18 protein-coding genes and 2 pseudogenes are annotated in these 18,015 nt (G+C 34.0%); all 20 read right to left on the bottom strand.

Annotated elements, in window-relative coordinates:
- Positions 1-28: 28 nt before the first annotated feature.
- On the bottom strand, positions 29-928 hold the full coding sequence (locus CEF18_RS05695) for a carbohydrate ABC transporter permease (protein WP_110935589.1): 900 nt from the start codon (positions 926-928) through the stop codon (positions 29-31).
- A gap of 141 nt (positions 929-1,069) precedes the next feature.
- On the bottom strand, positions 1,070-2,038 hold the full coding sequence (locus CEF18_RS05690) for an ABC transporter permease (protein WP_110935588.1): 969 nt from the start codon (positions 2,036-2,038) through the stop codon (positions 1,070-1,072).
- 113 nt (positions 2,039-2,151) lie between these two features.
- Entirely contained in the window at positions 2,152-2,349 is a 198-nt protein-coding gene (locus CEF18_RS25755) for a hypothetical protein (RefSeq protein ID WP_147422026.1), read from the bottom strand.
- A 70-nt stretch (positions 2,350-2,419) separates the two neighbouring features.
- A complete protein-coding gene (locus CEF18_RS05685; RefSeq protein ID WP_110935587.1) occupies positions 2,420-4,675 on the bottom strand; it encodes an AraC family transcriptional regulator in 2,256 nt (751 codons plus the stop codon).
- Between the two features lie 606 nt (positions 4,676-5,281).
- The gene (locus tag CEF18_RS05680; RefSeq protein WP_110935586.1) at positions 5,282-6,028 is read right to left on the bottom strand and encodes an SDR family NAD(P)-dependent oxidoreductase; all 747 of its coding nucleotides are present in this window, start codon (positions 6,026-6,028) and stop codon (positions 5,282-5,284) included.
- A gap of 379 nt (positions 6,029-6,407) precedes the next feature.
- Positions 6,408-6,794, bottom strand: a complete 387-nt coding sequence (locus CEF18_RS05675; RefSeq protein WP_110935585.1) for a hypothetical protein — start codon at positions 6,792-6,794, stop codon at positions 6,408-6,410.
- A gap of 477 nt (positions 6,795-7,271) precedes the next feature.
- Positions 7,272-7,748, bottom strand: coding sequence for a GrpB family protein (locus CEF18_RS05670; RefSeq protein WP_110935584.1), 477 nt, complete (start codon positions 7,746-7,748; stop codon positions 7,272-7,274).
- A gap of 97 nt (positions 7,749-7,845) precedes the next feature.
- Positions 7,846-8,376, bottom strand: coding sequence for a GNAT family N-acetyltransferase (locus tag CEF18_RS05665; RefSeq protein WP_183041217.1), 531 nt, complete (start codon positions 8,374-8,376; stop codon positions 7,846-7,848).
- Positions 8,377-8,562: 186 nt separating this feature from the next.
- Positions 8,563-9,107 (bottom strand): annotated as a pseudogene (locus tag CEF18_RS05660) (hypothetical protein).
- Between the two features lie 170 nt (positions 9,108-9,277).
- The gene (locus tag CEF18_RS05655; protein ID WP_110935582.1) at positions 9,278-9,742 is read right to left on the bottom strand and encodes a GNAT family N-acetyltransferase; all 465 of its coding nucleotides are present in this window, start codon (positions 9,740-9,742) and stop codon (positions 9,278-9,280) included.
- A 239-nt stretch (positions 9,743-9,981) separates the two neighbouring features.
- Positions 9,982-10,779: a class I SAM-dependent methyltransferase gene (locus tag CEF18_RS05650; protein WP_110935581.1), complete on the bottom strand. Its 798-nt coding sequence runs from the start codon at positions 10,777-10,779 to the stop codon at positions 9,982-9,984.
- A 50-nt stretch (positions 10,780-10,829) separates the two neighbouring features.
- A pseudogene (locus tag CEF18_RS26305) lies at positions 10,830-10,943 on the bottom strand (glyoxalase); the annotation flags it as partial.
- A gap of 41 nt (positions 10,944-10,984) precedes the next feature.
- Positions 10,985-11,521, bottom strand: coding sequence for a prephenate dehydratase domain-containing protein (locus CEF18_RS05640; RefSeq protein WP_110935580.1), 537 nt, complete (start codon positions 11,519-11,521; stop codon positions 10,985-10,987).
- A gap of 853 nt (positions 11,522-12,374) precedes the next feature.
- Positions 12,375-13,040, bottom strand: a complete 666-nt coding sequence (locus CEF18_RS05630; RefSeq protein WP_110935578.1) for a hypothetical protein — start codon at positions 13,038-13,040, stop codon at positions 12,375-12,377.
- A 110-nt stretch (positions 13,041-13,150) separates the two neighbouring features.
- A complete protein-coding gene (locus CEF18_RS05625) occupies positions 13,151-13,417 on the bottom strand; it encodes a hypothetical protein (protein WP_110935577.1) in 267 nt (88 codons plus the stop codon).
- A gap of 278 nt (positions 13,418-13,695) precedes the next feature.
- The gene (locus CEF18_RS05620) at positions 13,696-14,634 is read right to left on the bottom strand and encodes an LCP family protein (RefSeq protein ID WP_110935576.1); all 939 of its coding nucleotides are present in this window, start codon (positions 14,632-14,634) and stop codon (positions 13,696-13,698) included.
- Positions 14,635-14,899: 265 nt separating this feature from the next.
- The gene (locus CEF18_RS05615; protein ID WP_110935575.1) at positions 14,900-15,889 is read right to left on the bottom strand and encodes an LCP family glycopolymer transferase; all 990 of its coding nucleotides are present in this window, start codon (positions 15,887-15,889) and stop codon (positions 14,900-14,902) included.
- The gene (locus CEF18_RS05610) at positions 15,874-16,434 is read right to left on the bottom strand and encodes a sigma-70 family RNA polymerase sigma factor (RefSeq protein ID WP_110935574.1); all 561 of its coding nucleotides are present in this window, start codon (positions 16,432-16,434) and stop codon (positions 15,874-15,876) included. The genes CEF18_RS05615 and CEF18_RS05610 overlap by 16 nt, the downstream gene beginning before the upstream one ends.
- Before the next feature lie 565 nt (positions 16,435-16,999).
- Positions 17,000-17,554, bottom strand: coding sequence for a histidine phosphatase family protein (locus CEF18_RS05600; RefSeq protein ID WP_310793595.1), 555 nt, complete (start codon positions 17,552-17,554; stop codon positions 17,000-17,002).
- A gap of 17 nt (positions 17,555-17,571) precedes the next feature.
- A complete protein-coding gene (locus CEF18_RS05595; protein ID WP_110935572.1) occupies positions 17,572-18,009 on the bottom strand; it encodes an NUDIX domain-containing protein in 438 nt (145 codons plus the stop codon).
- Between the last annotated feature and the right edge of the window lie 6 nt (positions 18,010-18,015).

Raw genomic sequence — 18,015 nt, 5'->3', positions numbered from 1 at the left:
ATCCCCCATTTAATCTAATTTTTTAAGACTACTCTTTAACAGAACCGATCATAACACCTCGAACAAAATACTTCTGAATAAACGGATAGACGCAAATAATAGGAAGGGTAGCGAAAACTACAACTGCTGCTCTTAGAACTTCAGGGTTAGTAGTCTGCACAAACGTCAATTCAGTTTGAAAACTTTCACTTGCTTGAACAACAAGATAATATAATTTAAGCTGCAGAGGTCTTAATTCCGTGTTATACCTAATATAAAATAAAGCATCTTGATAGCCATTCCAGCGACCCACTGCATAAAAGAGAGACAACGTAGCGAGTATTGGCTTGCTGAGCGGTAGAACAATGTGCCACAAAATTTGAAAGTGGTTCGCTCCATCTATCCGTGCCGATTCCTCCAAGCTCACTGGAATCGTGCTGGTAATCGCACTCTTCATAATTAATAAATTGAAAGCACTAAACGCACCTGGAAGGATGAGTGCCCAAAGTGTATCAAGCATTCCCAAATTATTGATAAGCAAGTAGTCAGGGATGATACCACCAGAAAGATACAAAGTGACAGTAAACATAATTGTAATCATTGTTCGACCTTTTAATTGCTTCCGTGACAATGGATACGCAGCGCAAACAGTAATGATCATTCCCAAAGCAGTAAACAACACAGTAATGAGAACGCTAATATAAAGGGATTGTATGATACTTTGGTCAGACAATATTTGTCTATAAGCATCAATGGTAAACCCTTTTGGCCATAGAAAAATGTTGTTCGCCATAACAAAGGCATCACTACTTAACGATTTGGCTGCAACGTGGACAAATGGCAATAGACATGTTAGCGATAGTATAACGAGCATGATACGAATTATTATATCCCATATGTCGATTCTCCCTGATCGCTTGATAGAAGTGTTACTACCGGATAATTTCATTTTTTACCTCCTATCTACTTTTCTAGTAAGCACATCATTTGTAGTTCAGTGATTACGTATCCTCTTAAACAACCGTTCTTTAAAAGCGTTAAGAAGTCTCGCTTCTAGAACATGGAGAAACTTACTACCTTTATTCGAAAATTAAAGTAGTCCATCTTCCCCCGCTTTTTTAGCAATTTGATCTGCAAGCACCACGAGAACAAGTCCGATCACTGCTTGAAATACTCCAAGTGCGGTGGCAGAACTATAATCACCATTTTCAATACCCCAACGGAATACTAGTACGGGAATCGTAGTTGTGAATTCAGTGGTTGCCATGTTTTGCAGAGCGTAAACTCTTTCGAACGATCCCCCCATAACATGTCCCAAACTAAGGATAACCAAGATGACAATTGTCGGCCGGATACACGGTATTGTAACGTGCCACATTTTACGCCACCTGTTCGCACCATCAACCGTTGCCGCTTCGTATAATTCCGGGTTTACTCCACTCATCGCTGCCAGGTAAATAATGGTACCCCACCCCATCCCTTGCCAGACTCCGATTGCGAGGTAACTAAACAGCCAATGAATGTCACTTTGGAGGAAAGGGATTCGATTACCTCCAAGCTGTTCGATGAGATTATTAACCATACCACTTCCATAACCCAATAATTGATAAGCGAGAGCTCCCATAATGACCCATGAAAGAAAATGTGGCAGATAGATTAGTGTTTGGTTCACTCGTTTGAATATGTTACCGTTTATTTCATTAATTAATAATGCAAGAAAAATTGGAATCGTAAAACTGAGAACAAGATCAGAAACATTAAGCAACAGTGTATTGCGTACTGCTTTCAAAAAATCAGGTCGTGCGAACAAATCTCTGAATACATCAAGTCCAACCCATTCACTAGCCCAAAAGCCTTTTATGATATTGTAATCTTTAAAAGCTACTAAGATTCCAGTCAATGGTACATACTTAAAAACAAACGCGAATGATACTGGAATTAAGAGTAAAACATAAAGCTGCCAATCTCGACGAATGTGGAAATACCAACTCTTTTTGCTTGTTTCTTTTTTAAGTGAAGCGCTTTCATTCTTTTGTCTTAATTCCTCCTTTAATTTCAAAATCTCACCTCCTGATTTCTTTGAATAAATCCTCAGCTATTCCCTCCAGACAATTTAAGAGGTTAATCATCATGTTAGATTACAACAATACATACGTAAATCGTCAATAGTGATTATTCCATATTAATATTGATAATTATCAATGAACTAGCGGATAGTATGTATAACAAAAGATCATTTTTAACTAGTATAATCAAAAATAAAGTCTCTTCATCAGGAAAATTCAATGATTGTTGCAAGGCAATACGCCTTAAACATTCTAAGGTACTCATTCTTTTCAATCCGTTAATTGTGGAGTAGACTTTTGTCACGATCGCCTCCCAAGAAACTCATACTCTATAATCAGAGAAGCTGGCCACATAAGTGTGAACCAGCTTCTCTTTAAGATATTTGTCTGTAATTGCTAGGGGGCATTCCTTCAAATTTTCGAAAGAATCTGTTAAAGCTTTGAACATTATTGTACCCTACCTCTGCAGCAATTTCAGTGATTGTTAAATCTGATTCGAGTAACATTTGTTTTGCTTTTTCAATTCTCCGAAGGTTGAGATGTTCAATCAGACTTTGACCTGTCGTTTCATAAACAATTCGACGCATATAAGAGTAACTGATGCCAATGGTTTTCGCCATTTCTTTGAAATCAACCTCCTCCTGATAATGATTGTTTAAATAATGGAGGATTCTCTCACCATAATCGTTGTTCTGAACAGTCGGCTGCTTTAAATACTGTATAATTTCCTCGAAAAAATTGCACAGGTATTCTTCAAGTTCATCCAAAGTATCTATCGAAGCAAGAGACGCATAAATATTCCCTCTTCCTGCAAAAATTCGTGCGGTGCTTACATTATTCTCTCTTAAATGCTTAATGCAAATACCTACTAATTGTAAGTAAATAAACAAAATATTATCATAAGAAATGTATTCAGCAGAACGAATCTCGTTTCCGATAAATTCCAGTTCTTTCATTATACTGTCCAAGTCATTATTATCCAGAAAGTTAAGGATTCGTCTTTCACTGTTAACAGGATAAATGTATTTTTTATCATGTTCTTTTTGATCATTCCAATTAATAATGCCTCCACTTCCTTTAACCATTCGGTATTTTATGGCTTCCATCGCTTCCGAGAAACGAGCTGGTACCAAATCCATCTCTGTTGTCGGACTACTAACGCCGATTGTTACAGTGCTATTCATTATCTCTTCTGCTTTATCCATTATCTCTAAAAGGGAGGATTGAATATTTTGTTCGATTGTCTCCACTTCAGACTGTCCATAATTGATCACAATAACAAAACTTCCCTCTCCTTGATAAACACATCGCCCATTCACATCTTCCGGTAATAAGCGATCACAGTGCGTAGTAAAAAGATACCAGTGATAACTACGAGTCTCCGAATTATTTTTAATTACATAATCTCTGTATTGATCAATGGAAACTACGGCAATAAGGAAAAATGGTTCTGTAAATATTTCTAGAACATGCTTAGAGAACTCTCCTCGTATTAGATTATAAATGGCAAGATTTCGGGAATCCTGTTCACGTATATCCAACATCACATGAAGCGTTTCTTCCTTTTCTTGCATACTTTTAAATGCTAAGTCCAAAATAGCAAGCTCATTTCTTCCCTTAATCCCTTTAGAAAGTAAATTTAAATTTTTAACTATTTTTCTTGCTGGTTCTGACAGCCAAGTCGCCAGAAGTAAGGTCAAAATAAATCCTATCAAAATTAGTAAAAGGGTTACGTCAATAATATTTTGGTGTAAAGTATGTGTATTATTCATTAGTTTATTAACAGAATATACGCCAACATTTAACCATTCCGAATTTTGAGACCGAGACCATGTATACAGCATTCGATCTCCTTCAACCTCGCGGAACGTATAACCTTCCTTTAAGTCATCATTTAATATCTCACGAATAATAGGATCTTTGTTCCCATTATCTAAAATAAAACTTTTGTCACTGTGAGAAATGATATATCCATCAGAATCCATGATCAAATATTCTTGTTTATTGGCATAAGATGAACTAAAATAATTTTCCAGTTGACTCTCCAGTATATTGACAACAATTATTCCTTCCGTATTGGTTGAAAGTTTGTCGAGAGGCAGGACATAAGATAACACGTTCAAGCCCGAATCGAGCTTACGTGGATACCACACACCCCTGATTCCCCTTCGGTCAACTAGTGCTTCCTCTATCCAGTCGAGAGATTCGTAATTTCCTAACATCATAACTCCTTTATCCGTTGATACGACATAGTCAGAGTCATTTAAATAAAAGAAGGTGGAATATGCCCCTTCAATCATACGGTTTAATCTTATGAGTTCCATTTGAACTTCTTTTACATCAATAAGATGACGGAAATTTGAGAATAGATCAGCATAGTTCTTGTAAGGCTCTATGCTATCGAAAATTCTTGTACTTGTAAGAGCAGCCGTGTTCTGAGATAAATTATTCATCGCATTCTCTTTAAGCATGCGATTAGCGTTCAGTTCAGCTAAAGAAGATTCAGCAATAGCGTTTTCCGAATTATCTAATATTTGATCACCACTGTACCAAGTTAAAACAGCGATTGGAATGGCCATAATGAAAAAAAGAATAACAGTTAATTGCAACTTCATTGGAAACGTTTTCATAATTAGTCCTCCCCCTAGCACATATATAACTATCTATTTTAACTTCTAAAGAGGATCTAGATTAAAATTTCTGTTAAGGATACATTAATCAAAAACGGAACACCGACTTATCAAGATTCATACAAATCTCTGTATCCTGCATATCTAACTACGGTGGTACTACTCCTATTTTTTCTCCTAATAATTAGTATGTGGAATGCCATTTACTTTCCTCTTTTATAAACCTATGTATATTTATTCCATTCTTAGGTATAAGATTCGCCATTAACATTTAATTACCTTTATAAAACACAAAAATATTCTATAACTTAGGTATTTATAACTTTGTAATTACAATTAATAAGTCATTTTCTCTTTTCCTAATCGTTTTTTTCTAGCAGGTAGTATTCTATTCATAAAGAAATAATCCTTCGTATTTGAAATGAACCATTCTGCAGACGTGGATTTATAGCAGAAAAAAACTCGCTCTATGATTTACACCATAACGCGAGAATAAATTCCTATTATAGGAATTAGGTACTAAAAGGCAGCTAGCTTTTTGCACTAACGCACCCTTTAATTAATGTGGACTAATTATTATTTTACAATCTATCTACCAAGAATTTTTTACTCATCTGACGTACCCAGTGTCATGCCACCGTCAACAACTATCTCTGTACCCGTACAATACGAACTTTCATCTGAGGCAAGGAATGCTACAGTTCTAGCTATTTCAATTGGTTGTCCAATACGTCCTAAAGGTACTGAATCGTAAAAAGTAGGAACATGTTTGCCATGAGTAGTCATTTCTGTTTCAACTCCACCTGGATGGACCATATTTACTCGAATTCCTTTTGGTCCTAATTCAATAGCTGCAGCTTTTGACATTGCAACTACAGATGCTTTTGACGCGGCATAAACAGAGGATTGGCTAATTGGGGCAAATGCAGAAATCGACACATTGTTTATAATGGAGCCTTTTTGCTGCATTTCCATTTGTGGAATAACTGCTTGCATCCCCATAAAAACACCAAGTTGATTGACATTAATCAACTGTTGATAATCATCTATGGTTGTCTCTGTAAATGGTTTACGTTTTAGGGCTCCAGCATTATTCACTAACACATCAAGCTTACCGAATTTATTTATGACCTTATCAACCGCTGATTTCCACTCTAATTCTTTTGTAACATCTAACTGAACTGGAATGGCGTAATCTTCTCCAATCATCCTAGCCACTACTTTAGCCTCATCATAGTTTCGGGCACCAATCCCTACCGTAGCACCCAACGTAGCAAGATGCTGAGCAATAGCTTTCCCCTGTCCTCGATTAGCCCCGGTGACAAGAATGACATAGTTGTTTAAACACGGCATACCTTCACTCCTTTTGTTCATATAATAATGAACTGTTTATATGAACCTTTAACCTACAAAGGACTTTTAAGCTCTGATTTCACCTTAACATTAGCATTAAGTAATGTATAATTTCCACCTAAAACAGGTGGTACATTAAATGATATAGATCCCTACTCACAAATTCTTTTCGAATTTCATACTATTTATACTCTATTTTTCTTCCATTAAATGCCCTATACACATCATTCTTATATCTTGGGATAAATAAAACGGTGGTTCATTCCTCAATAACTGTACTTTATCTCTCCTGGCCCCTTAGTACAATAAAAAAACAATCGTAACAAACTCTTGCCACGTTAGTTTAAGGGCATTTATTTCACAAACTTGTTCATTACTGCTATCTCTTTTCAATCGCCATACGTAAATTCGAGATGACTCCAAGGAACAATATTAAGGAACAAACCACTTTTTCAAAAGGCGTTCCAAAAAATTGTTGTATAAGCCCAATAGACCAAAGTACAACAAAAAACCAACATATAACGGTTATCCCTCTTTTTCTTTTGTAATTATATACTATATTTCTGCCAACAATTAGCGTAAAAACTCCTCCAACAATAGAAATATTGGTATTGATTATAGATATTGGAAGCTGAGTAGCGAAGGATTCAGACCGTCCACCGTTAACCCATGTGAATGGAATAATGCCGCTAATAATAAGAACATGGATTAAGATCGTCAAAGAGTAAAAAATAATCCCCATAATTACAGCAGTTTTCATATTCATTTTTCTGAGTTTTTCTAATATAAAATCACCTCATCTCTTCCCGTTATCATTTTATTTAATCTAGTAATGTTCTATTCCAATGCCTTTTGCCGTATTACCACGACATCCTTTTTGTGCTCATAGTAAGATTTATTTTCGTAGAGGTATTAAAAATACAACATTATTCTTAAACAGAGCCTAAAATATAGGCTCAGTTATTCTAATCTGCTTCGGTCACAGAACAAGGAAAGCGATGCTCAGATTATCAAGAATCGCCCCACTTAGTTAAATGACCTCTTTCTTTTTATTAAGCGATATATACCAATATAATTATTAAACTATTCTGACTTTTAAGTTTACAAAAATCATCTGCTTCTTGTTCAGCTTTCGCACCTAAGTTTGCGGAAGATCGTTATTGAAGTGTAGCACCCTTTAGTTGAACAAGAATCTCTATAATTTACTAAGTACATCACCAACAAACTTTTTCTTTTCATCTGCCTATAAATGTTCATCATTAGGATATTTTAATGCCAACCTTTTTTTTAGTGTTTCATATTCTTTTGCTTTTTCAGAATTCTCATTCAGATAATCTCTAAAAAAAGCATGCTCTTTCCACCAAGTACCGTTATGTTCAACTATGTGCATTATATGTGTCTTAGTAAGGTTTTCTAAGTTAGAGAATTTAGCAAAAACTACTTTTCCTTCAAGACGTACTTTCGATAAATGGTAATATCCATTTTCTTTTAATCTCTCTTTATCGAATTTCTCAACTTTATCTAAAGAATCTACTCCAACAAGCATGTCGATGATAGGTTTTGCGCTAATACCTTCAATAGCTGTACTTCCAAAATGTTGAACATCCTTTATGTTTTCTCCAATGCTGGATTGTAACATTTCTTTCTCTTCAGTAAATAGTTTTTTCCAATTTGGCGAATGAGTTACCAACTTTACTTCTCCTTTATTTACTCCTAACATTAAAGCCCCTCCCTAATAACTGACCTCGCAGTTAGCAAAATAACGAATGCGAAGGCTTGTTTAACTATCGCTCTTCGTTACTTGAAGAAGAGATAATTCATTTATGGTATTCAATCAACCAACAATCTTGATATTTCCCTTCGTGATGCTCATGTTTTGGGAGTATTCTAACTTTTTTAAAACCACATTTCTCATAACATTTTATAGCCCTCGTATTTCTTGTTTGAGGGTCCATAACTACTCGGTCTGCTTTTTTGTGCTCGATTAAGAATTTAACCATTGATGTAACAAGTAATGTTCCAATTCCTTTATTCCAATACTCTACTTCACCTATAAATTGGTCTGTGCCATAAATATTTTCATCAAGATAACCATATTCTTTTTTCGTTTCATCATCTATTCTATAGAATTGGAAATATCCTATTTCGATACCATCAAACTCTACAATACATTTAACTTCATTATCTTCGGAAGCATAAAAAACTTTATTCACTTTGTCTAAATCAAAACAGTTGTCTCTTCCTTCATAAAATTCAAGTATTGTTGGGTCCGAAAGCCATTTCGCTAAAAGGTAATTATCCTTTTTTTCCAATTTGCGAACTCTTAAATTCCCATGTTGGAATAACATAATATCACCTCACATAAACTGTATTTGAAAGATCATTCACTTCTTTATGGTCATTTACTCCTTTAACTGTTCAACTATACTGGGCTACTTAAACAACAGTAGGAACTATCCATACAACAGCTCCTAACGAATGCTTGCCCGTTTGTATATGAACAAATTCACTTGATATTTTTGTTTCACACTAAATTATTCAATGGTTTCTATATTTTGAGTGATAATAGTTACAATATCAGATACAGGTAATGTCCCATCTACAATAAGGTCAGAATTTGGTTTGATCGTTTTTAACATACCGAGAAACCCCCGTCTTCCTCTAATAATGTAATTATCTAAATCTAACAATACATTCTCGATGGAACTATCTTTAAAATCTCTAATTATTCTCCGAGCCATTGCAATATCTAATGGCGTATCAATAAAAACGGTATTAGATATTGCAATGGCTCCTTTTACTATGTAAATAGGCAAATGGAAAATCGATAATTATATAATCTAAAGGTTCGATGAGTAACTTTTTAATATCTCTAATAAATGGCGATAAATCCCATTCATCGGGATTACCCCCATTATCAATCCAATCAAGAATGTCTTCTGGACCATCAAAATCGTAGTCATCAAAAAATAGTGTTTTGCTAATTTTGCAATTCCTTTTTAAGGTTGGACGTAATTATTGTTTTTCCCCCACCCGAAACGGCAGCAATCGCAATTACAATTGGTAACTTTCTTTTCATAAACTCCTCCAATTTATCCTATGTGGTCTTTCACTAAGCTCCCCGTTAGCACCACAACAGAATTCGTAGTTTGTTCACTAATTCCGCTTGATTGTTGGTGATAGAATTAATTAGGTCTATAAGGCAACTAGCTTATTGAACTAATGCTAGTCCGATCGTTCAATAAAGAATCATGAAAGTTTTAGCTTTAAACCTTCATCCGTAGCTTTAAAACCTAACCGTTCATAAAACCTTAACGCATCTGGTCTATTTTTATAAGTTGTCAATTGTACTAAATGACAACCACGTTCTTCTGCACGTTGAATTGCCCATTTTATTAGTTTAGTACCTACACCCTTTCCTCTTACCGAAGCAGATGTTCTTACTCCTTCGATTGTAGCTCTCCATCCACCTTGATGTGTGATATAAGGGGTAAAAGTAATTTGTTGTACCCCAATTACTTCATTGCCGTCACAAGCTACTGCTAACTCGTTATTAGGATCAGATGTAATAGCCTCAAATGCTTTTATGTAACTATTAGGAAGAGGATGCTCATGTTGTTCACGTTTACTTTCCAAAACATCATCTGCAAGCATCGCAACAATACTATCTAAATCTTTTTTAGTAGCAAGTCTAAACCTTATTTCTGTCCCCAATTAAAATCTCCCCTTTAAGTGAAAATTTTACAGACTCTTATATTTTCTAGTATTATGTTATCATAAATTTTCCAATTATCACTTTTATTTGTAATAATTTTCTGATAATACCACTCTCACCTGCAGCAATCTGGCCCTAAAATGAAATAGACACATTCTTTATTAAAGAATTGCGCCTGTTCGTTTTGTTGAAGAAGAAAATGTCCCAATCAGTTTTGATTGGGACATTGAAACTTGTATTATTTTGCTGTAACCAAGAAACGATAACCACCTTCATAGAAATCCTGTTCTAAATAGTGACAATATTTCTTTGTCCACTGTCCGCTTTCCAGATCAGATTCCAATTTTTCTAAGATAAGGTTTAGAAGTTCCGTTGGTGCATTTGCCAATGGCGAAACTCCAGCTCGGAAGGAAGATTGTAAATATAATTCTGGTTTTCTCCATGCTGAAACAAAGAATTTATCTTCAATATCATGAGGGATAAAGAATGGTACTATCTGAACCTGGTTATTAAAAACCTTGCTCAAAGTATCTGATACTTCGTTTAGCGGCTTATAAACTTTATAGGCTTTCTCAAATATAGGTGAGAAGTAGTCAACTAACCAACAGTCGCTACCACACAAACGTGGGTCTGCTAATAATATGATTAACTTTCCATTATCTTTTAATACTCGTTTCATTTCATAAAAGGATTTTTCTAAGTCTTGAAAGTGGTGAGTTGCAAGAATACATATCACAGCATCTGCAATAGCGTCATCAAGAGGAATATATTCAGCAACTCCATTTACCCACTTAATATTTGAATGTGCATTTGTTTGTTCTCTCATTACTTTGGATGGTTCCACTGCCAGAACATTAAAACCACTCTCAGCAAGTTCAAAACTATAATTCCCTGTTCCTGCTCCAACGTCTACAACAGTTGCTGGTGCATCAAGGTTCAATATTTCCATTAAAGTTTTTACTATTCTCTTATCTGGTCTTCTTGTTTGGTTATACGTTTTTCCGATCATATCATATTTACTCTCTTCTCCACTCATCTAATCTCAACCCTTCTCACCTTCTCCAATGTGACACATCTTCTACTTGGTTGTAACCAAAAGCCCCTACCACCTTTAAGTGAATCCGGCTTTTCAATTTCTTCTAATCCTAATACATTACAATAAAAAATCTTTTCTTCCTCTTCAGCACCCTTTGGAATAATTTTCTGTGCATCATGTAATCAATTTATTCACAAGTAAAGAACTATCTAGGAATTATTGCATAAAAGGTAGTCACATCACTGTTATTTTCAATGTTTTCAGCTAGGATTTCTAATCCATATAGTCGAGCCGCTTGCTTAGAAGCAATAACTGCCGTGTTTAATAGATGATTTTCAGCAACATACTTTGCACTAGCAGCCGTATTATAAAAATCTCGCAACGAGACGTTTAGCTTGCTTAGGTAAAGTTCACATTCTTGTAGTGCCTTTGGATGAGAATAAACTAATTTAATACTAGTTAATTCTTGACCTTTTACAGCCATAAGACAATGGTGAGTATGAAGGCCAAATTTTTGCTTTACTCTCCAATTACCGGAAGAGAGCAACTCATTCACCTCTGATACATATCCCGAATTTGATGTTTTCACGGGTAAAATCACATAATCTGATCGTTTATTTTCAACTGAATCCAATGCACTTTGAAAACTATTACAGTACAATAGAGATATCCCTTCTCCTAACATTTCTAGTGCCGCTGTTTCAGCATAGCTGCCCTCTGTCCCACAAATAGAAACAATCATTATTTTTGCCCCTTTTTATTATTTCCTCTTACCTAATTGCAAAATAAAATTGGTTCTATCTCTAAACCCTTGTGACAAGCGGTGTGAATTCCCATGCGTTTTGATTTGTAAATGTCTAAAGTAGTAACCCTGTTAAAAGTGATAAGCTGTGGTAACTTATTTTAGGAAAGTCTTTATGTTATTCAAGTATTGCTCTTAGTTAACAGCCAAGTTAAATCTCGTTATCAAATGAACGTACAAATAAAATCCCTGCGAGAACGTTCAAAATAACTTGAACTTCAATTCTGAAGATAAAACTAAGTAAAAATTTATTAGGAAACAGCGTATACCAATATTGTGCAGGAACGAAAACTATTAAAATTAAAATAACTACAAAACTAAACTGTAACCAATTAACACTTATATTCTTAGAGAACGCTTTAATTACCCTTTTAGTCTCAATCAAAATACCAAATAAGAAATATAAAACACTTAATAAAATTGAATAAATTAAAAACCATTTGGCATTGAAAAAATGAAGCATCTCTTCATATTTGGGAAGAATTAGTGATATTAGCATTAAGATTATTATTCCAGTTATTATAGATAAGACCGTTGTTTTTTTCACCAAATCATCCCTTTCTCTTATTGAAGTATTCGCCCCGATAGTTTAAGCGAATAAAATCACAAACTCTTAGGGTTTCTGTTATCATATTAACATAAATTTCCCAATTTTTTTCAAAATCTTAGGAACTACTTTTCAACCATCTGGCTTTATTCACAAAGAAAGGACACAATTCTTATTACAGAATTGCGCCTATAAGATTCCTCTCCCGTCTTCCTACGCAATTTTTTCTTAAAGAAACCTCTTAATTTATTGACCTACTAATGGGTAAGTGATGAATTCTTGCATTGTATTATTTATCAAACGGACTTCCCAAGCACGGAAGTCAAGTGCAGCGAGCTGTATCGCGTTCTCAAACACAATCCGGTCTGCTTCCGTTACAACTTCTTCATCCATCGTGTATTGAACTGTAGCAATACCGTTTTCCATCGATGAGTTGACGATTTCCAATCCCTCAACAATCGAGGAAAAGTAAAATGCGTCTTCACGATCTACCGTATGCATCGCCTCAACCGTCTCTGGGAAGGATAAAGGCTCTCCAATATCATCCTCAACTTGCTCTACTAACTCCCCGCCAGCTAGAAACAAAGTCTCCTCTAAATCTTCATCGTAGATCGTATAATAGCCGCGTGTTAGACCTCTTTCATCTTCAACAATGAGGGGCTCATCAATTTCTCGTTCAGCCACAATGATGTCATTTTCTCCATTTGGATTAAAAAATAACACTTCTTCAATGCCATATAAATCACTAATTCCAAACAGCGAGTCGTAAAATAAGCCCGATTGTGCGGAGGTTGCTGATAATTCATTTCCTTCTTCATTTAAGTCTAAATGAAGCTCTGGCCAATCTAAAGAAATATCAGCATATGAGCTAAGAATACCTTGTTCAGAAGGGTCCCCGTCGATAAGAGACATCTCTATACGATCTTCATGTGATAGTTGCTGCTCTTCATCACGCGTAATTGAAAACGCTGTATAAAATTGAATGATGTCGTCAACTTCTGATTCAATATGGTGTGAACCAATTAAGTAAGTAGGAGTCTCTTGAGTTCCAGCATAGGTATCAGAATCATTATCGTCAGCGTCATGTAAAGATTCTTCTCCTGTCTTCTTTTGCTGTCATTCTCAACAACATTGTCTTCTGTTTCTAATTTTTCATTCTCCTCTTGAACACTCTCATCTGCTGGGTTTTCTTCAAGCGATTCGTCATTCAGTACCTCATCCTCGGAATTTTGGCATCCAGCGATTAAAGCTACAGAAATAAATCCAACTATTATGGTTATTTTCTTCACTCGTAGCGCCTCCTTTTTTATTTGTATACCCTTCCTGACTGAAAAACTAATAGCTTTAATTATAAAGATCAAAATCAAACAGATTTTTATTGTCAGTTCAATGATTTCTCATGTGAACACAAGTCTTTTAGGTGAACTAGGCGGTGAACCGATTCAAGAAGTACCACCATTTTTGAGAGTAGAAGATGTTTAGAAAGATTAATTGTATTTTTTACATAATTGACGCCTCAATCCTCGAATAGTTTCCCTACCCTTACAGGCCAAAATGAAGTAGGGTTTTAATTAAGAAAATCCTGTAAAGCTTGTCTATTTTCTTTTAAATCTGGATCTAACACTGCTCCTACATCATATGTTGTAGATGTAAACGATCCATCTATAGGTATTCTTAAATTCTCAATATTCGTTTCGTCACTAACAAATTGTTTCCCAACTGATAATATTGTCTGATTATCAATATTCGTTTTTATAAAAGGTTGGATTGTTCCTATCATTTTAGGAATTTTTGTAATACCTTTAATACTAGTCACATCATCAGCTATTTGACTCAATACTTCTTGCTGCCTTTCAACTCTACCAAAATCACTTTGTGAATCATGTCTAAACCTTACATATCCTAACAATTCTTCCCCATTTAACTTCTGTGAACCTGGATAAAGAGTTAGCCCAATATTTTTAGACATTTCTTTTTCTACTTCCACCTGAATACCATCTGGGAAAGTTGTATCGATGAGATGAGAGAAACCATTAAAGGTAATAGTTGCATAATACTGTACATCTATATCAAAGTTTGCTTTGATAGTCTTTCTAACTAATTCAGCCCCTCCTAATGCATGGGCTGCATTTATTTTTTGTTTCTTATAACCTGGTATTTCAACATATGTATCTCTCATTATGGAGACGATTTTTGAGGTTCCCGTTTCAGGTTCATATTGAACAATCATAATAGTATCCGATCGTGAACTCTCACTTCCTCTAGCATCAATACCTAAAAGTAGAATACTAACCTTTTCAATATTCTCTTCAACGCCATTAAATACTACATCTTCATAAGGGGGATGTGATTTGTCCGTTAGCTCCGTTGCCTCTTTGATTCCTTCTTTATATTCAAAATAAGCATAAACGGATGTTACAAAAACCAAAGATAACATTATCGTTAATGTTAAAAAAATCACCTTTTTTATTTTACCTTTTTTTCTATCACTTCTACTTATTTCCATAATGAGGTAAAACCTTTCTAATTTATATATTTTTTAACTTAGTTCAGCAGATAAAACACCATTTTCAAATGTATATTTAGTTTAGTCCATTTTATAATGAGTTTTCTAAATTAATTCGTAATCTCTTCAACTTTTGGGGTGACATTTACATAAAAGGAGAAGGAATTTGAAATACCACCCCCTTTTCTAGTTCTGTAACGACGTTCCAAAATAGTTTTTTTAACTAGAAAACTGACAATCATCATGACAAGATATAAAGCATTTTTTAATTAACTTCATCAAATAGATAATCATTTATTTCATCACTTATTTCATTATTTGTTTTATCATCAACTTCATAAAAATAGGTTTCATTAACCACTCGACTTGACCCTTTAATTTCTAAAACATCAGTATTACTGCTATTATTTAGATATGACTTTAATAGTATTTTAACCTCTTCATTATTTATCTCAGTTTTGAAATGGTTGATAATATCGTTGCTTTTTAGCTCCTTTTCAAACATTGTTAGTAAAATTTCATTTTCCCTCTCAATACTTCCAAATTCTCCTCTAGGGTCATCTTTTGTCATCTCTCCATAGAGAATTGCTTCTCGTCCTTTTAGATGTAAATCTCCTTCAGAAAAATCTTTCCCCTTATAACTGAATTCAAATGGATTAGTAACATTTACTCCCTCAATACTGTTTATTAGTTTTACGAGTTCTTCGTCTGTTATATGAATATGGTGGTCAATAGGAATATTATAAAACTGTTTTACGTTCTCCCTTACTCCTTTGAATCCTCCGTTCTCATAAATATCATTGATAGTTAGAATTTTGTCATCATTACTTGCCATATTTAAGAATAAAGGTATGTCTAATAATTTTATATTTTGTTTTTCAGGAGCTATCGCCAAGATAATAGAAGAACCAATACCTTCGTTGTTTTCTCTAGTAATCAAAAGGGATATAGGTTTTCCATCTGACAAAAGAGATTCATTAACCATTTCATTATTCTCAGAGTTATTTGCTGAACTTTCATCATTCAATGGATCCACTGTCAATTTTTCTATTAAAATAGGTTGTACCAATAAAAACAAAATGGCTCCAATAACAGAAAGAGTTAGAATGGGACCCCAACGAAATGAAATTATCGATCGATTTTTTTTCTCGTGAATTCGTTTATAAACTGATTGCCTACTTTTTTCAGATAGATTCTTCCCGCGGTATAAACTGTTATCTAATATCCTTTTCACTTCATTTAATTGTTTTTCCATATATAATTTCCCTCTCTTTCTAACCCTTTTTTCAATTTATGTTTAGATCTTCTTAATCGAGTTTTTACTGTTGATTCATTAATTGAAAGAATACTCGCAATTTCAAATATCCTAAGTTCTTCATAGTAATAAAGCAAAATCACTTCACGATATTTTATAGGTAACTTAAAAATTAATTTAACCAATATCTCAGTTTCTTCTTTTTCAAGCATGGTATCTTCAGGTATATATTCCTTAGATGCCATTTGATGAGATTGAAAATTATGTAAGAACACCCTTCGAAACGAATAACTTTTAAGAACATCTTTGCACCGATTTGTAGCTATACGGTAAATCCAATTTTTTAAGGAGGCCTCTCCTCTAAACTCATCAATTTTGATATAACATTGGACAAGAACTTCTTGGACTAAATCTTCTGCTTTGCCCCAATCCTTAACATAGTTAAAGCATAACCTTAGCAATTGATCACCATATTTATCAAAAATCATGCCGATCCATTCTTCTTTATCTTTTATATAATCACAATCCTCTACTGGTTCATTCATCCTATTCACTCCAATTTTTTTCTCAATGTATTGACGACTGAACACTAAATTAGTTTCAAATACTTGAAGAAATAGTTAAACTTATCAAAAGAAATGTTGTTTACAATACTTTTTTAAACTCGCACATTATGAGAACAAGTGCATTGTCTGGCAACAACAAAAAAAGAGCTACAATTAGCTCATTTTATTTTTATCCCTCTACCTGTTTGTGTAAAATAAATTACAAATCTTTAGCTTATATTCCCGTATGTATGTACGCACAAAAAAATCCTATTGTAGCTTTGTGATAAAGTTTAATCAAAAAAACATTGCAAATCGATATTTTACGATAAATAAAAAGAATCCATTTTGAAAAAAGATTGATCAAAATGATTCTGCTCCAGTAGATTTAAGTTTCGTTTTTATAAAATTCACAAAAAAAGTTTGATCATTTTCTATCCCTTCTCACAATCGTACCTTGATTGTTGCAGATAGAATCAATAGGAATTAGGTACTAAAAGTTAGCTTGCTTGTTGTACTAACGCTACCCGTTTGTTTAAGTGTAAACTTTCACAAATTAATAATTTTATTTTTCTACCCAGATACGTTTATTTGAAACTTGATTATTCTCTAATTTTAATTCAAACACATCAGGATTACTAAAGTTTGTCCATTCTTCAAATCCAAAATTCCCATCATAATATTTTAATAATAAAGACATTAAGTTACCATGTGTAACAATAACAGTATTTTGAGATTGAGCATTAAAAATATCCTCAACAACGCCAACAATTCGATTCATAGCCTCTCTACTTGATTCTCCGCCTTCATACTTTAAATCTAGCTCTTCATATGTAGATTTTAGTTTTTCAAACCAATCAGGCATATTTTTATCACTAAGTATCCGTTCTGACAATGATTTACTAACTTCAATATCAATTTTTAGGTTATCAGCTAATGGCTTTATCGTTTGAATAGCTCTGATAAATGGACTAGAAATTATTCGGTCAACCTTTACTTCGTAAAAGAAATCAGCTAATTCCCCTGCCTGTTTAAACCCTTTTTCAGTAAGTTGTGACTCTGGTGATTGTCCCTCAGCTTCACAATGTCTTATAACATAGATTTTATTCAATACAATCACTCCAAAATAATAGTAAATTAAGTATTCATAGCAGAATCAATGAATGTTTCTGCTCGTTTAATACTTTCTTTTAAATAAATTGGTGATTTCGGGTGATTTAACACTTCTTCCGTAGATAACCATAAAACTCTTTCAACTTCATCTGGGCTTTTAGGAAAAGCTTCCCCAGATGAGTATTCACATAGAAAAACAATATCTACAACTCTTTCACCTTTATCGGTTACAAAAGATGTACTATGAACATACTTCAAATTATCTTTTACTTCTACACCAACCTCTTCAACTATTTCATGCTTAACAGTTCTTTCTAATATATCAGAAGAATTTCCTTCATTCTCCACCTTACCTCCAACAATAGAAAGCAAGCCACCTGCATGTTCTTCTTTTTTACTGCGTTCAATTATTAGCCATTTCCCATTTTTAAATATTGCACCTTCAACATTTACTATAAACATTTAATT

It is taken from the genome of Salipaludibacillus neizhouensis (genome assembly GCF_002886185.1).
GTDB classification, from domain to species: Bacteria; Bacillota; Bacilli; order Bacillales; family Salisediminibacteriaceae; genus Salipaludibacillus; species Salipaludibacillus neizhouensis.
This window is presented reverse-complemented; position numbering and strand designations above follow the sequence as displayed.

Bases quoted from the DNA above. Each gene is read 5' to 3' on its own strand.
- CEF18_RS05665 (WP_183041217.1), bottom strand. From the start codon at position 8,376: ATGTTATTCCAACATGGGAATTTAAGAGTTCGCAAATTGGAAAAAAAG.
- CEF18_RS05630 (WP_110935578.1), bottom strand. From the start codon at position 13,040: ATGTCTCTTATCGACGGGGACCCTTCTGAACAAGGTATTCTTAGCTCA.
- CEF18_RS05680 (WP_110935586.1), bottom strand. From the start codon at position 6,028: ATGCCGTGTTTAAACAACTATGTCATTCTTGTCACCGGGGCTAATCGA.
- CEF18_RS05675 (WP_110935585.1), bottom strand. From the start codon at position 6,794: ATGAATATGAAAACTGCTGTAATTATGGGGATTATTTTTTACTCTTTG.
- CEF18_RS05640 (WP_110935580.1), bottom strand. From the start codon at position 11,521: ATGATTGTTTCTATTTGTGGGACAGAGGGCAGCTATGCTGAAACAGCG.
- CEF18_RS05685 (WP_110935587.1), bottom strand. From the start codon at position 4,675: ATGAAAACGTTTCCAATGAAGTTGCAATTAACTGTTATTCTTTTTTTC.
- CEF18_RS05615 (WP_110935575.1), bottom strand. From the start codon at position 15,889: ATGGAAAAACAATTAAATGAAGTGAAAAGGATATTAGATAACAGTTTA.
- CEF18_RS05595 (WP_110935572.1), bottom strand. From the start codon at position 18,009: ATGTTTATAGTAAATGTTGAAGGTGCAATATTTAAAAATGGGAAATGG.
- CEF18_RS05670 (WP_110935584.1), bottom strand. From the start codon at position 7,748: ATGTTAGGAGTAAATAAAGGAGAAGTAAAGTTGGTAACTCATTCGCCA.
- CEF18_RS05610 (WP_110935574.1), bottom strand. From the start codon at position 16,434: ATGAATGAACCAGTAGAGGATTGTGATTATATAAAAGATAAAGAAGAA.
- CEF18_RS05650 (WP_110935581.1), bottom strand. From the start codon at position 10,779: ATGAGTGGAGAAGAGAGTAAATATGATATGATCGGAAAAACGTATAAC.
- CEF18_RS05620 (WP_110935576.1), bottom strand. From the start codon at position 14,634: ATGGAAATAAGTAGAAGTGATAGAAAAAAAGGTAAAATAAAAAAGGTG.
- CEF18_RS05695 (WP_110935589.1), bottom strand. From the start codon at position 928: ATGAAATTATCCGGTAGTAACACTTCTATCAAGCGATCAGGGAGAATC.